The organism is Shouchella miscanthi (genome assembly GCF_007725405.1).
GTDB lineage: Bacteria > Bacillota > Bacilli > Bacillales > Bacillaceae_D > Shouchella > Shouchella hunanensis.
Genome location: NZ_CP042163.1, coordinates 4,161,167 through 4,175,486, shown reverse-complemented (window position 1 = coordinate 4,175,486; position 14,320 = coordinate 4,161,167). Strand labels below are relative to the sequence as shown.

Below are 14,320 nucleotides of genomic sequence, written 5' to 3'. Positions count from 1 at the left end.
AGCGTAAAAAACGGCTTCTTGTGCATCCTATGTAAGAAGACAAAAGTCTGAAAGGTGCTCTACCCAGGTGGAGTGAAAAAAGGAGTTAACGATGTGATGCTCTATATCTTATTTATTCTTCTCGCAGCAGTGACCGTTTTTGCAGCAATAAAGTTATCTACATATGCAGACACCATTCAATTACGTACGGGCATGACTGGTTTTTTCACTGGAGCCGTCTTAATTGCAGGTGCTACTTCTTTACCAGAAGTAACAACAAATATTACTGCGGGTGTCATTAATAGTCCCGATTTAGCAGTAGGAAATGTGATTGGGAGCAACTTGTTTAATTTGACGGTCCTTGCTTTTGGAGATCTATGGTTTCGTCGTAAACGAATGTATACCCATTTAGCGCCGAAAAACGCGATGCCTGGAGCATTGGGGCTTTTATTAACGATGATCATTGCCATTTCTCTAATTGCACGGTCATCCTTATCTGTTTTTGGCATGGGCGTGGATGTCTTGCTGATTGTCCTTTTATATTTTGGTGGTTTGTATTATTTGAATAAAAAAGATCTATTGCCAGATGAACCCCCTGCAGCGAAAAAAGTATCAATGTCATTGAAAGGGGCCATCATTCGCTTTGTGATTGTAGCGTTAATTATTTTGGCAGCGGGTTCCTACTTAACGATTCTAGGCGATGAGATTGCCGTTCAAAGTGGATTAGGGCAATCCTTTGTAGGCTCGATTCTCATTGCAGGTGCTACGTCTTTGCCAGAAGTCTCTATTGTCTATTTAGCTGTTAAACGAAATCAATTCAGTGCTGCTGTTGGCTTGATTGTAGGTAGTAATATGTTCAATTTAAATTTACTTGCTTTAGCAGATCTCTTTTATCGAGATGGTGTATTAATTCGCGATGCTAGCTTAAGTAATTGGATTACAATGGTTGCTTTACTGTTATTAACAATTGTTGTGCTCTACGGTATATGGAAAAATGAAAAGCTTGGTCGATTGTTTTGGCTACCGTCAACGATAGTCGCTGTGGGTTATGTCACATCCATTGTTTTACTTTACGTATATGGTTAACCCTTGCTTATGAGTGAATCATCGCTTGGCTCTTCAGTAACAGAAGTGTATGATTTTGAAACGCTTAACGCAGCTAAGACAGCACCAGTTGCTTGAATCCAGCTACCTACAGCATTAACGAATTCTTCGTCATCATCAACAATAAAGTCAGCTATCGCTGCATAGGCTTGAATACCGTTTCCAACTACTTGTAGAAAATCGCCACTGACAGCATATAGTGCAGCGATGCTGACCTCTTCTTTTAAGTCTTCATTAAAGGAAACAGAGCCACCAACAGCTTGAATCAAATTTCCTTTTATAATTAAATTTTGTTCTAGATTTTCTTCCAATGGGAAGGCAAGAGCACCTACAATGATGGTGTTCCCGGTTGCTTGTACCGCATTTCCAACTTGATTAAGTGAACCAAACGCATTTGTATCTGCAAGAAGGCCATTTCCTGTAGCTTGGAGTGCATTGCCATAAAGGCCAAGATCGTTTATTTGTTTAGGCGTAAGTGCTTTATTGGGGGTATCAGCAATTGCCGCAATGACTGTACCAATTGCTTGCGACCATGCTCCAAAAAGTACCTTCACTTCGGTTGACATCTTGATACCCCCTTTTTGCTAGGCTAATAACTAGTTTATTCAGAAGCGGAGAAGGGGTACGCCTAGTTTTTGTGATCAGTTATTGATGAATACTCCATAACGTAATTGGAAAAGAACGTGTGATACTGGTAGAATAAACATGAAAGCGCTTTTATAGGTTGTCTTAAGTTGAAGGAGGTTGCATGATGGATAAAGTCATAGGTTCTTTAGACGAAGTAATGAGTCAGATTAAGGACGAGCAAACACTTGTTGTAGGTGGATTTGGTTTATGTGGTATTCCGGAACATTTAATTGCAGCAGTAAAAGCAAAAGGGGTTAAAGGATTAACGGTTGTAAGTAACAATTGTGGCGTTGATGAGTTTGGTTTAGGAATACTACTAGAAGATAAGCAAATAAAAAAGATGGTTTCTTCCTACGTAGGTGAAAACAAACAATTCGAGCAACAGTTTCTTAGTCAAGAACTTGAGGTTGAACTCGTTCCTCAAGGTACATTAGCAGAACGGCTTCGTGCTGGTGGTGCTGGTATTCCGGCTTTTTATACGGCGACGGGAGTAGATACGCCAGTTGCTGAAGGGAAGGAAGAAAAAGTGTTTGAAGGCAAGCGTTATATTATGGAGCGAGGCATTGTAGGTGATGTGGCATTAGTAAAGGCATGGAAGGCGGATCGCTTCGGTAATCTTGTGTTCAGAAAAACGTCACGAAACTTTAATCCTTTAGTGGCAACTGCTGGAAAAGTGACGATTGTGGAAGTGGAGGAACTTGTTGAAATAGGAGAGCTAGAGCCAGATGATATTCATTTACCAGGTGTGTATGTTCAGCACGTGTTTGTCGGTCATGAATATGAAAAACGAATTGAGCGCCGGACTGTACTAGTTGAGGAGGGGGCATGAAATGAACGAATCAAGAAAACGAATTATTGATCGTGCGGTAAAGGAAGTGCAAGATGGAATGTGTGTGAATTTAGGGATTGGTATGCCTACCTTAATTGCAAATTACATTCCTGATGAAGTCAGCGTCATGCTTCAGTCAGAAAACGGACTACTCGGTATTGGCCGTTATCCTACAGAAGAGGAAGTAGATCCTGACTTAATTAATGCCGGGAAAGAAACGGTTACAGCAAAAAAAGGTGCCTCGTATTTTGATAGTGCGGAGTCGTTTGCGATGATACGAGGCGGGCATATTGATTTAGCCATACTAGGTGGAATGGAAGTTTCAGAAACAGGAGATTTAGCAAATTGGATGATCCCAGGAAAAATGGTCAAGGGAATGGGCGGAGCGATGGACCTTGTTCAAGGGGCTAAAAAAACCGTTGTCATTATGGATCATACCAACAAATATGGTGAATCAAAGGTGAAGAAAGGATGTACTTTACCGTTAACAGGTAAATGTGTTGTTGATTTATTAATTACCGATTTAGCCGTGTTTGAGTTTAAAGCTAATGCAATGACGTTGTTAGAACTGCAACCAGGTGTCACACTTGATGAAGTGAAACGAGCAACTGAAGCTGAATTTCAAGTAGGAATTGGTGTGTAGGTTCTTATAGATTAGGATCTATCAATAACATGTTGATAGATCTTTTTTGTACCTTGTTTGCAATTGTCCTTGAATCAGATTAAGCTAAAGAAACAATACGTTAGGCAAGTAAAAGGTCGTGAAGAGATGTCTAAAATCTTGTTAATTGAAGATGATCGAGCACTTTTTGAAGAAATTAAACAGCAGTTGCAACAGTGGGATTTTCATGTCTATGGCGTTGAAAACTGGGAAGAGGTGATGGAGACGTTTATTCGCGTTAAACCAGATCTGATCTTGATCGATATCCAACTGCCAAAGTATGATGGCTTTCACTGGTGTCGAATGATTCGAGCCCAGTCTACTGTCCCCATTTTGTTCTTATCGTCTCGTGAGCATCCAACTGATCACGTCATGTCCATGCAGTTAGGGGCAGACGACTATATTCAAAAGCCATTTCACTTTGATGTCCTTATTGCGAAAGTTCAAGCTACATTACGTCGTGTTTATAATTATAATCATGAAGAACAGAGAACAACGCTGACGTGGCAAGGCGCAATCATTAATGTTGAAAACAATACTGTAACGTCCAACGATACGAAAGTAGAATTAACGAAAAACGAAATGTTCATTTTGAAAATTTTGCTCAGTAAGAGAAATCACATTGTTAGTCGAGATGAATTAATTAAAGAGTTATGGGACGATAAACGATTTATAAGTGATAATACACTAACGGTTAATGTTAATCGCTTGCGAAAACAATTAGAAGTAATTGGTCTAGGAACCTTTATTGAAACAAAGGTTGGGCAAGGCTATATGGCTGTTGATGAGGGCGCATGATGATAAGACGTTTTCTTAAAGAACGAGTCGCGTGGATTAGCTTTATTTTATTTGTACACGGATTAATTCTGTTTGTCGCTTATCTCGATCAAAGCCTGTCTTTGGAGCAAGTAGGCTATCCTTTGTTACTGACGGCTATTCTTTTTAGTGGATTTCTTATTTACCGCTATTATAAAGAGACACGATTTTATAAGCAGCTGGAGCAGTACAATCAGTATGAACAACTGTCAGACTTACCTGACGGACAAACCCCTTTTGAAGAAGTAGTCGAAACGGCACTTGAAGAACAGCGTAGTCATCTTTCACAAAAGTATATTGCACACCGTCGACAAGTCGATCATGATAAAGATGAAATGATGGCATGGATCCATGAAGTGAAAACCCCTTTAACAACAATGAGTTTAGTCATTGATCGGCTTGATGACAAGGGAACAAAGGCCGCGTTGCAAAACGAGTGGCTCCGCATACATTTGTTACTGGATCAACAGTTGTACCAAAAACGAATGGAATTTATCGAAAATGATTTGTATATGGAAAAAATCGAGTTAGAACGGCTACTATATGAAGAGATTCGAACCTTCCAGAATTGGTGTATGCAAAAAGGCATTGGCATTGAGCTTGAACTGCATGAATTAATGGTTCATAGCGATGGCAAGTGGCTATCCTTTCTCGTTAGGCAGTTGTTGTCAAATGCGATAAAGTATACTAACGGTGGAGATATTCATATTCGGTCTTATGTTAAAAATGAGCAGACCGTGCTTGAAATTATTGATGAAGGCAAAGGAATTGCTGACCACGATTTGCCTCGCATCTTTGAAAAAGGCTTTACGTCCACAACTCTCCACAATGAACAATCCGCTACGGGAATGGGTCTTTATTTAGCGCGAAAAGTAGCGGATGGCTTATCAATTAGACTTAGCATCCAGTCTACTTTAAATAAAGGAACAACAGCTCAGCTGCTATTCCCACGTAGAAATTCTTTCATTGAATTGACCAGCATGTGACAAAACTGTCACATGCTTTTGTATATTGTTCGCTCATTCGCAGGAATCTTAAAGAGAAAGCTCCTATACTGAAGGTACAAGTAGAGAAAGAAGGAGTGTTACGATGGACATTTTACAGGCAAGCAAATTAACAAAAAACTATGGAAGCAAATGGAATAAGCAAGAAGTATTAAAAAACATTGATTTAAAAATTAAACAAGGTGAATTTGTCTCCATTATGGGTGCCTCCGGTTCTGGAAAAACGACGTTATTAAACGTTCTGTCTACGATTGATCAAGCAAGCGGAGGGTCGATCTTAGTTAACGGTATGGAGCTAACCCACTTAAAAGAAAAGCACCTGGCGGAGTTTAGAAAAAAAGAATTAGGATTTATTTTTCAGGAATATAACTTACTTGATTCATTAACCGTTAAAGAAAACATTTTGCTCCCTTTAACGGTTCAGAAAATCAGTAAAAAAGAAGCAACGGCAAGGTTTGAAACCATTGCAACACAACTCGGAATTGAAGAGTTAGCCGACAAATACCCGAACGAATTGTCTGGCGGACAAAAGCAACGAACTTCTGCTGCAAGAGCATTCATTCACGAGCCGAGTATTATTTTTGCTGATGAACCAACAGGAGCGCTTGATTCGAAAGCAGCCTCAGGTTTACTAGGAACATTAAGCGAACTGAATGAGAAACGACATGCTACGATTATGATGGTGACCCATGATCCGACTGCAGCAAGCTATGGCAGTAGCGTTGTTTTTATTAAAGATGGTCAAATTTATACAAGGCTGACACGAGGCGGGCAGTCAAGGCAGGCGTTTTTTAAAGATATTATCCAAACGCAAGCTGTTTTAGGTGGCGTTCACGATGAGTAACACATTAGCTCTAAAAAATTTAAAAAAGCATGCGCGTACGTATGGGATTTACTTTTTTTCCATTAGCTTTAGTGTAGCGTTGTATTTTGCGTTTGTTACATTGCGTTATGCACCTGCAATGGAGGCGGTGGAAGAGTCAACACGTGGTTCTGCTGGTATTGGAACGGCATCGGTTTTACTATTTTTCATTCTGGCTTTTTTCCTGCTGTACGCCAATAATCTGATGATTAAGCGTAGAAGTCAGGAGCTTGGATTGCTTCAATTAATTGGTATGACAAAAAGACGCGTATTTCAGTTGATTAGTATTGAGATTATGTATTTATACCTCATTTCCCTTATGATTGGTATCATTGCAGGGTTTCTTTTAGCAAAGCTCGTCACAATGATTTTATTAAACATTATCGGTGTAGAAGAAATCGTTTCTCTTTATTTTTCAAGTACAGCGTTGTTACAAACGTTACTCGTTTTTCTAGGAATTTATCTTATTGTCGTAGTAGCGAATGCTTTATTCCTAAAGCGACATACGGTTCTTCAACTGTTCCATTTTCGTAAGCGTACAGAGATTGTTGTTAAAAAGCTAAGTGTATGGGAAATTATTACTGGAATAGTTGGAATCGCATTAATCGGTAGCGGCTATTATGTATCAACCATCTTGTTAAGTGACACCTTTGCTGGATCGCCGAGTATTCTCTTTCTTGGCATGGGCTACACATTAGGTTCAGTTATTTTAGGAACGTACTTGTCCTATAGAGGGTCAGTGTCGTTACTGGCCAAGATCGTACGGAAGAAGCAAGCAGGATATATGTCCGTTGTGAAAGTTCTATCCCTTTCGTCTATTATGTTTCGAATGAAATCAAGTGCTTTGCTGTTAACAATTATTACAACCGTTTCGGCATTAGCCATTGGTTTATTGTCATTAAGCTACATTTCCTATTACTCAGCGAATCAAAATGCCTTGTTTAATGCGCCAAATGATTTTGGCTTCTTAGAAGAACAGGATCGAAATGAGATGATCACGTTTCTTGATGAAGAAGGCCTAACGTATTCACTTCACGATATAGAAGTGAAGGCATTAAATGTCGATGTGGAGAATTTATTAGAATATGAGAGTGATGATCTTTACATTAATCCACGAGAAATGTCTTTACCTGTAGTCAGCGATGAAGATGTGGACGGAGTGACTGTCCAAGCGGGGGATGTCTTTTTAACACCAATGGCTCCTATGCTGGAAATTTTCATGCAGTTCGGGGATTCTGGGGACATCACCATTTTTAATGGAGACGATCACTATAACCTTGAATTTATTGGCAAGAAAGAAGAGCCTGTCGTGAACTATATTCTATCTGTTGGTGGTTTGCCTACTTTAATTGTAGCCGATGAGGTCTATCAAGAGCTTACTAGCGTTGAAGACATACGAATGGAGTTTGCTATTAATATAGAAGATGCTGCGGAATTAGAAGCAGCCAACGAATGGTTTATGGATCATAACGAAAGCTTTCGTGAGTTGGCAATCGGCCAACTTGCCAGTGAACAGGAACAAAAGCAACAAATGGGCTTAGTCATGTTTATTGTAGGCTTTCTTGGATTCGCGTTTCTTTTCACGTCAGGTTGTATTCTTTACATCAAACAAATGGATGAGAGTGAAGCGGATCGCCCTGACTATACGATCCTTCGAAAGTTAGGATTTACGAATCAAGACTTGCTTAAAGGGATTAAAGTTCGTCAGCTTTACAATTTCGGCATTCCATTGTTGATTGGTTTACTGCATAGTTACTTTGCAGTTCGCTCTGGCTGGTTTATTTTTGGGAATGAGATGCACATCCCAATGCTTATTGTGATGACCCTTTACACAGCACTGTACTCAGTATTTGGCATTCTATCAGTCAGCCACTCTAAGAAAATTATCCGTGAATCCTTATAATGAGTGTTAGTAGCTTGTTCATCAGTCTCCTACCTGGAGGCTTTTGACAAGCTTCTTAACGTTCTAAATACATTTGTGCATTTTCTATTTTATCCCCGGTTAAAGTAAAGGTATAGCACTGATCCTCATAGGCTTCTAACGGAAAGGTGCCTTTAATAGGATAAGCATTTTCTTCACTATCTATTTTGACGAAAAAGGTGACGTCCCCTAAGCCGTCTTCGTGATAACCATCTCCTTTTGTAAACGTAAAGTCTAAAGAATCACCTTCTTCTAATCGTGAACCATCTGCATAAGCCATACCTGAATACCCATTTTCATAGGCTATTTCAAAACCATAAACAGGAAATGATGCCATGTTTGTGACAGTGATCATTGCAAGACCTTCCTCTTCAACCGTTTCGTTAAAACAACCGGATAAGATAAAGATAAAAACGGAGGTATATAGCCCAGTTAATCTTGTTCTCATGAAATAACCCCATCTCTGATTTTTTTCTATTATCCACTAATATATATTGATTATCAATAAATATTTATCTTTTAGCGATTTATTTTTTCTTAGAAGCGTCTTTCCTAGTAGTGAGAATTGACTCTTTTTTCATCCTGCAAGCATAATAGAAAGTAGAAGAATGTTTGTAGGAGGTAAGTACATGTATCAAAGTCTAGAGGAATGTGTGCTTGATCTGGAAAAGCACGGTCATCTTGTCCGTATTAAAGAAGAGGTAGATCCTTATCTAGAGATGGCTTCCATTCAACGAAGAGCCTATAAAGAAGGGGCACCAGCAATACTATTTGAAAACGTAAAAGGGTCACGTTATCCGGCTGTTGCGAACTTATTTGGTTCCATTGAACGAAGCAAATTCATGTTTCGCCATAATTGGGACAAAGTGCAAGACATTATCGCCCTTCGTGATGATCCAATGAAAGCTATTAAGAGTCCGTTTCGCCATATTGGAAATGGTGTCTCAGCGTTAACGGCATTGCCGATGCGAAAATCAGGCTTGAATGGCTCTAAGTTAGAAGAAATCGAACTAACCGACATTCCCTTTATTCAATCATGGCCAGATGATGGGGGGGCGTTTGTTACGCTCCCACAAGTCTATTCAGAAGACCCTGACAAGAAAGGCATCATGTCGGCTAATGTAGGCATGTATCGTGTTCAGCTTGATGGAAATGATTATCAAGTTGGGAAAGAGGTTGGCTTACATTATCAAATTCAGCGCGGTATCGGTGTTCATCAAACAAAAGCCGTTAAACGCGATGAACCGTTAAAAGTCAGTATTTTTATTGGAGGTCCTCCGGCACACACATTAGCCGCTGTTATGCCTCTGCCGGAAGGGTTAAGTGAGATGTTATTTGCTGGCTTACTTGCGAATCGTCGTTTTCGCTATGGCTATGAAGATGGTTACTGTATTAGCCATGATGCTGATTTCGTCATTACAGGAGACATCTATCCAGATGATACAAAGCCAGAGGGACCTTTTGGTGATCATTTAGGCTATTACAGTTTAACTCATGAGTTCCCGGTTTTAAAAGTTCATAAAGTGTACGGAAGAAAAGGGGCTATCTACCCATTTACGGTGGTTGGTCGACCGCCGCAAGAAGATACAAGTTTTGGCGCTTTGATTCATGAGATTACAGGAGATGCAGTAACGCAAGAACTACCAGGTGTTAAGGCTGTGCACGCTGTAGATGCTGCTGGTGTTCACCCGCTTCTATTCGCCATTGGGAGTGAACGATACACGCCGTTTGAGAAAGTGAATCAGCCAACAGAGTTATTGACGATTGCCAATCGCATCTTAGGTTTTGGTCAGCTAAGCTTAGCGAAATATTTATTCTTAACAGCTGAAGAAGAAGAATCGATTGATATTCATGACGAAGCAGCATTCATTCAACATATTTTAGAGCGAATTGATTTAAGACGGGATCTCCATTTCCAAGCGAACGCAACAATGGATACGTTAGATTACAGCGGAACAGGATTAAATCGAGGCAGTAAGGTAACGTTTGCAGCTTATGGAGATAAAAAGCGTGAGCTCTGTAAGCAAGTGCCTAACGGAATGAAACAAGTAAGCGGAATTGAAGGTGCTAGCCTGGTTATGCCAGGAGTGGTGGCTGTTCAGCTTGAAAAAGGATTTACAGACTATGAGGTCATAGAGGCGGAAATGAACCAGTTTACAAAAAGGTTAGAAGAGGTGAATATGGAGCGGTGTCCTCTTATCGTTCTATGTGATGACAGTGAGTTTTTAAGTGACTCACTTGAGAATTTCCTTTGGGCGACGTTTACAAGAAGCAACCCTTCTCACGATATTCACGGCGTTAATGCTTTTATGAAGCATAAACATTGGGGGTGTGATGCCGTCATTATTGATGCGCGACTTAAACCACACCATGCACCACCACTTGTAGAAGACGAAGAGGTAGAGAGACGAGTAGACCGTTTTTTTCAAAAAAACAGCGTGCTCTCAAGAACAGAAGAAGACAGACAACAATGATATAAAGGGAAAAACGAACGCGCATGACGTCGAGGATGTACCGTTTAGTACGAAAACGACTGTCAGAGCGCGTTTTTTCAATTTTGTTTCCTCATGAAACGTCTCATTGTTGACATTTATCTCGAATTAGTTATAATTGAATTAGAGATAAAAGGAAAGTTAGATACCGAGGAGGTCCTAGCATGAATCAATTAAAAGGTATTCATCACGTAACAGCCATTACAAGCAGCGCGGAAAAAAACTATGAATTTTTTACGTATACCCTTGGGATGAGACTGGTGAAAAAAACAGTTAACCAAGATGATATTCAGACGTATCATCTGTTCTTTGCGGACGATAAAGGGAATGCTGGAACGGACATGACGTTCTTTGACTTCCCAGGAATCCAAAAAGGGTCACACGGAACAGATGAGATTTTTAAAACGGCTTTCCGCGTACCAACCGATGAAGCGATTGAATACTGGGAAAAACGGTTTAACCGCTTAAATGTGAAACATACAGGTGTTAAAGAGGAGTTTGGTAAAAAAACACTGTCTTTTGTAGACTTCGATGATCAACAGTATCAGCTCGTTTCTGATGAAACTAATCAAGGTGTAGAGTCTGGCATTCCGTGGCAAGACGGTCCTATTCCACTAGAATATGCCATTACCGGTCTTGGTCCTATTTATGTAAGAGTTGCGAATGTGGATTTCTTTAAACAAGTATTAGAACATGCTTTGCAGTTTAAAGAAATTGCCCATGAAGGTTCTCGCTATCTATACGAAGTAGGGGAAGGTGGAAATGGTGCACAAATTGTAGTAGAGCATAACGCGATCTTACCACGTGCTCAACAAGGCTTTGGAACCGTGCACCATGCCGCGTTTAGAGTAGAAGATCGTGCTGTTCTCGATGAGTGGACGAAGCATTTAGAGTCACTTGGCTTCCAAACATCTGGCTATGTGAATCGTCACTTTTTCGAATCTCTTTATGCAAGAGTCTCGCCGCAAATCTTGTTTGAGTTTGCAACAGATGGACCTGGGTTTATGGGTGACGAGCCTTACGAGACTCTTGGTGAGAAGCTTTCACTTCCGCCATTTCTTGAGCCACAGCGTGAACAAATTGAAAGCGCGGTTCGTCCAATTGATACAACAAGAAGTACGAAAACATTTGAAAAAGAATACGAATAAAGCAGTTGTGCTCCCCTTTGTCACGTGAAGGGGAGTTTTTTGCTTGATTAGCACAGAAATCTTTGCGATTTAGCCGGAGTTTGTCTATGATGATGTAGTAAGCATAGTAATGGAAATTGTATTTTTTCACATAATAAGTGAAACAAACAAGGAGTTGTTAGGATATGTCAGAAGTAAAACAAACCGCTCATATTAACCCAACAGGTGAGATTGCAGAAACGGTTCTTCTTCCAGGTGATCCATTAAGAGCAAAGTTTATCGCAGAAACATTTTTAGAAGACGTTGTACAATTTAATAGTGTTCGTAATATGCTTGGCTTCACAGGCACATACAAAGGTAAAAAAATCTCTGTAATGGGAACGGGAATGGGTATGCCATCAATGGGTATTTATTCTTGGGAATTGATTCATATATACGGTGTTAAAAACTTAATTCGTATCGGCTCTTGTGGTGCTTTACAGGACAATTTAGATTTATACGATATTATCATTGGAATGGGTGCTTCATCGAATTCGAGCTACGTAAGCCAGTACCATATTCCAGGTCATTATGCACCAGTTGCTTCTTACTCTTTACTTGAAAAAGCAAAGCATATTGCTGATGAGAAAGGATATCCGGTACACGTTGGAAATATTCTTTCGAGTGATACGTTCTACAGTGCCGATAAAGAAGCAAATGATAAATGGCGTAAAATGGGAATCCTTGGTATTGAAATGGAAGCAGCGGCATTATACATGAATGCAGCAGAAGCTGGTGTGAACGCCTTATGCATTTTAACAGTAAGCGATCATATTTATAAGCAAGAAGAAACAACAGCGGAAGAGCGTCAAACATCATTTACAAAAATGATGGAGATTGCACTTGAGCTAGGTGAATAATACTTTGTGAAAGGTTTGGCTGGTGCCAAACCTTTTTTGTTTACCTAAAAAAATGTAGTATGTACTTAAAAAAAGCAAAAAGAGGTTTTATTTATGTATAAATGGGTATGGAGGAAGAGCGCTTAAAAACAGACATCCACGCTTAGGTAATAAAAGGAGCAGAATATATGGACGAAACGAAGTACCATTCAAACTACGATTCCGTAATAGAAGTCTCAAACAAGCTGTTCAAGCTTGTTTCAAATAAATTAGGTGTAAACACTGCTTATATCGCTAGAAAAGAAGATGAACAAATTAAGATCGTCAACGCATTTAATGAGAAGGAGACGATCCTTTCTAAAGATGTAGAGATTGATTATTATGAATCAAGCTGTAAGCAAGTATTTGAAAGCGATCAAGAGTATACCACCGTTGAGAACTTAATGACAAATCCGAAAACGCAAGATCAAGTGGCCTCAAGAGAGTGGCATGTTCGAGGCTTTATGGGTGTAAAGTTAAAAAGCATGAACGGGGATATTTTCGGTACTTTATGCGTCATGGACCATGCGGAAAAACACTTTAGTGAAGAAGATGTAGAGTTCTTGAAAACAATAGCGGAAGTCTTGTCTTATATTATTGAGCTTGATGAAACCTTTGCGGATATCGAACTGTTAAGTGTGCCAATTATACCGATTCGCTCAGGCTTAGCAATTTTGGCTTTGCAAGGTAATATTAATAAAAGCCGTGGGAAGAAAATTTTAGAAGACACATTAAACTATGCATTAGATCACCGTATTAACCATTTTATTATTGATTTATCTCAAATAAAGTATAGCGATACAAATTTTGCCGTACTGCTTCATTCATTAATTTCTGCATTAAGACTAATGGGTGTAAAAGTCATGTTATCCGGAGTTCCCGTCCAGCTTGCTCATGAAAATACAATTCGCGATCAACTTGTAAAGCTTGATGTCGCTTATGTCAAAACCATTGAAGCAGCTTTAATGAAAATAGGCTATGTTTTAAAAGATGTAAGTGCGGATAAAGAATAAGTGATGCTATTTATTCTAGGAGGTTTCTATGTTTGATGATTTATGGAACTCCACGTATGCGCTCTTATCGGATACGGAGTTTTGGCTTGCTGTTGTAAGTACCCTTGTAAAAGTCATTGTTATTCTAGTACTGGCGCGAATTCTATTAGGGGTATTAAAGCGAGTCATTACCCAGATTTTACAAAAGCGTGAAGGAAAGTATGTCAATGTATCAGAACAACGAAGTAAAACCTTAACGTCATTGCTACATAGTGTTGTAGCCAATGTTGTTTATTTTATTGCTATTTTACTGGTACTAGATGAATTAGGGTTTAACCTTGCATCCGTCCTCGTGGGGGCAGGTGTACTAGGTCTAGCAATTGGTTTTGGTGCACAGAACGTGGTCCGAGATGTAATTACAGGATTCTTTATTTTATATGAAGACCAATTTTCCGTTGGTGATTACATTACAACCGGTCAATACACAGGAACAGTCATTGATTTTGGGCTTAGAGTCACCAAGATTCAAGACTGGACAGGTGAAGTCAACATTATCCCAAATGGTCATATTGAGGATCTGAAAAACTATTCAAAAGAAAATTCATATGCCGTAGTAGATATGCGTGTTTCGTATGGACATGACCTTGAGAAGTTACAGCAACTGATCATGGACGCTAGCTTTGTTGTTTATGATAGAAACGAAAACATGATCGAGAAGCCGGATATGCTAGGTATACAGGAAATAAGTGAATCTGGCGCTGTTATTCGCGTGATTGCGTTATGTAAGCCGGTCATGCAGTGGGGCGTAGAGCGAGAAATTCGCCGTGTCATTTTAGATTCCTTTGCTGAAAAAGGAATTGATGTTCCATACCAACAAGTGACGGTACACCAAAAAGAAGCATAAATGAGTTCAATCCTTGCAGTGTGAAGCTGCAAGGATTTTTTTTTTGCAACCTTTTGATCTCTTACATGGTCTAATAAGTGTAAGA

Annotated in this window: 14 protein-coding genes; 12 read left to right on the top strand and 2 right to left on the bottom strand. The window is 39.6% G+C overall.

The window, feature by feature from the left end; genetic code table 11:
* The first annotated feature begins 72 nt into the window (after nucleotides 1-72).
* The gene (locus FPV17_RS21235; RefSeq protein WP_144560343.1) at nucleotides 73-1,065 is read left to right on the top strand and encodes a sodium:calcium antiporter; all 993 of its coding nucleotides are present in this window, start codon (nucleotides 73-75) and stop codon (nucleotides 1,063-1,065) included.
* Here FPV17_RS21235 and FPV17_RS21230 read toward each other — a convergent pair.
* Nucleotides 1,062-1,649, bottom strand: a complete 588-nt coding sequence (locus tag FPV17_RS21230; protein WP_144560342.1) for a DUF6944 family repetitive protein — start codon at nucleotides 1,647-1,649, stop codon at nucleotides 1,062-1,064. The genes FPV17_RS21235 and FPV17_RS21230 overlap by 4 nt on opposite strands.
* Before the next feature lie 185 nt (nucleotides 1,650-1,834).
* Between FPV17_RS21230 and FPV17_RS21225 the strand changes: the two genes are divergently transcribed.
* The 6 genes from FPV17_RS21225 (at nucleotide 1,835) to FPV17_RS21200 (ending at nucleotide 7,785) form a co-directional block, all read left to right on the top strand.
* Entirely contained in the window at nucleotides 1,835-2,539 is a 705-nt protein-coding gene (locus tag FPV17_RS21225) for a CoA transferase subunit A (protein ID WP_144560560.1), read from the top strand.
* Nucleotide 2,540: 1 nt separating this feature from the next.
* Nucleotides 2,541-3,182 (top strand): 3-oxoacid CoA-transferase subunit B, encoded by a 642-nt coding sequence (locus FPV17_RS21220; protein WP_035393426.1) that lies wholly within the window; start codon nucleotides 2,541-2,543, stop codon nucleotides 3,180-3,182.
* A 126-nt stretch (nucleotides 3,183-3,308) separates the two neighbouring features.
* Complete coding sequence (locus FPV17_RS21215; RefSeq protein ID WP_035393423.1) at nucleotides 3,309-3,998, top strand: response regulator transcription factor; 690 nt, start codon at nucleotides 3,309-3,311, stop codon at nucleotides 3,996-3,998.
* Nucleotides 3,995-5,002 (top strand): sensor histidine kinase, encoded by a 1,008-nt coding sequence (locus tag FPV17_RS21210; RefSeq protein ID WP_246117090.1) that lies wholly within the window; start codon nucleotides 3,995-3,997, stop codon nucleotides 5,000-5,002. The genes FPV17_RS21215 and FPV17_RS21210 overlap by 4 nt, the downstream gene beginning before the upstream one ends.
* A gap of 103 nt (nucleotides 5,003-5,105) precedes the next feature.
* Entirely contained in the window at nucleotides 5,106-5,864 is a 759-nt protein-coding gene (locus FPV17_RS21205) for an ABC transporter ATP-binding protein (protein WP_144560341.1), read from the top strand.
* Nucleotides 5,857-7,785: an FtsX-like permease family protein gene (locus FPV17_RS21200; protein ID WP_144560340.1), complete on the top strand. Its 1,929-nt coding sequence runs from the start codon at nucleotides 5,857-5,859 to the stop codon at nucleotides 7,783-7,785. Before FPV17_RS21205 ends, FPV17_RS21200 begins: the two co-directional genes overlap by 8 nt.
* A 55-nt stretch (nucleotides 7,786-7,840) precedes the next feature.
* On the opposite strand, the gene FPV17_RS21195 is transcribed toward FPV17_RS21200, so the two are convergent.
* Nucleotides 7,841-8,251: a hypothetical protein gene (locus FPV17_RS21195; RefSeq protein WP_144560339.1), complete on the bottom strand. Its 411-nt coding sequence runs from the start codon at nucleotides 8,249-8,251 to the stop codon at nucleotides 7,841-7,843.
* A 181-nt stretch (nucleotides 8,252-8,432) separates the two neighbouring features.
* Between FPV17_RS21195 and FPV17_RS21190 the strand changes: the two genes are divergently transcribed.
* From FPV17_RS21190 to FPV17_RS21170, 5 genes are all read left to right on the top strand, one after another.
* On the top strand, nucleotides 8,433-10,277 hold the full coding sequence (locus FPV17_RS21190) for a UbiD family decarboxylase (RefSeq protein ID WP_144560338.1): 1,845 nt from the start codon (nucleotides 8,433-8,435) through the stop codon (nucleotides 10,275-10,277).
* Nucleotides 10,278-10,459: 182 nt separating this feature from the next.
* Complete coding sequence (locus FPV17_RS21185; RefSeq protein ID WP_035393413.1) at nucleotides 10,460-11,443, top strand: ring-cleaving dioxygenase; 984 nt, start codon at nucleotides 10,460-10,462, stop codon at nucleotides 11,441-11,443.
* Between the two features lie 164 nt (nucleotides 11,444-11,607).
* Nucleotides 11,608-12,321, top strand: coding sequence for a purine-nucleoside phosphorylase (deoD, locus tag FPV17_RS21180; protein WP_035393411.1), 714 nt, complete (start codon nucleotides 11,608-11,610; stop codon nucleotides 12,319-12,321).
* Between the two features lie 167 nt (nucleotides 12,322-12,488).
* Nucleotides 12,489-13,352, top strand: coding sequence for an STAS domain-containing protein (locus tag FPV17_RS21175; protein ID WP_060705544.1), 864 nt, complete (start codon nucleotides 12,489-12,491; stop codon nucleotides 13,350-13,352).
* Between the two features lie 28 nt (nucleotides 13,353-13,380).
* Nucleotides 13,381-14,235 carry a mechanosensitive ion channel family protein gene (locus tag FPV17_RS21170; RefSeq protein ID WP_035393406.1) on the top strand — a complete coding sequence of 285 codons (855 nt, stop codon included), beginning with the start codon at nucleotides 13,381-13,383 and terminating at the stop codon, nucleotides 14,233-14,235.
* Nucleotides 14,236-14,320: the final 85 nt, after the last annotated feature.

Bases quoted from the DNA above. Each gene is read 5' to 3' on its own strand.
- FPV17_RS21190 (WP_144560338.1), top strand. From the start codon at position 8,433: ATGTATCAAAGTCTAGAGGAATGTGTGCTTGATCTGGAAAAGCACGGT.
- FPV17_RS21215 (WP_035393423.1), top strand. From the start codon at position 3,309: ATGTCTAAAATCTTGTTAATTGAAGATGATCGAGCACTTTTTGAAGAA.
- FPV17_RS21200 (WP_144560340.1), top strand. From the start codon at position 5,857: ATGAGTAACACATTAGCTCTAAAAAATTTAAAAAAGCATGCGCGTACG.
- FPV17_RS21175 (WP_060705544.1), top strand. From the start codon at position 12,489: ATGGACGAAACGAAGTACCATTCAAACTACGATTCCGTAATAGAAGTC.
- FPV17_RS21220 (WP_035393426.1), top strand. From the start codon at position 2,541: ATGAACGAATCAAGAAAACGAATTATTGATCGTGCGGTAAAGGAAGTG.
- FPV17_RS21225 (WP_144560560.1), top strand. From the start codon at position 1,835: ATGGATAAAGTCATAGGTTCTTTAGACGAAGTAATGAGTCAGATTAAG.
- FPV17_RS21170 (WP_035393406.1), top strand. From the start codon at position 13,381: ATGTTTGATGATTTATGGAACTCCACGTATGCGCTCTTATCGGATACG.
- deoD (WP_035393411.1), top strand. From the start codon at position 11,608: ATGTCAGAAGTAAAACAAACCGCTCATATTAACCCAACAGGTGAGATT.
- FPV17_RS21195 (WP_144560339.1), bottom strand. From the start codon at position 8,251: ATGAGAACAAGATTAACTGGGCTATATACCTCCGTTTTTATCTTTATC.
- FPV17_RS21210 (WP_246117090.1), top strand. From the start codon at position 3,995: ATGATGATAAGACGTTTTCTTAAAGAACGAGTCGCGTGGATTAGCTTT.
- FPV17_RS21185 (WP_035393413.1), top strand. From the start codon at position 10,460: ATGAATCAATTAAAAGGTATTCATCACGTAACAGCCATTACAAGCAGC.
- FPV17_RS21205 (WP_144560341.1), top strand. From the start codon at position 5,106: ATGGACATTTTACAGGCAAGCAAATTAACAAAAAACTATGGAAGCAAA.
- FPV17_RS21230 (WP_144560342.1), bottom strand. From the start codon at position 1,649: ATGTCAACCGAAGTGAAGGTACTTTTTGGAGCATGGTCGCAAGCAATT.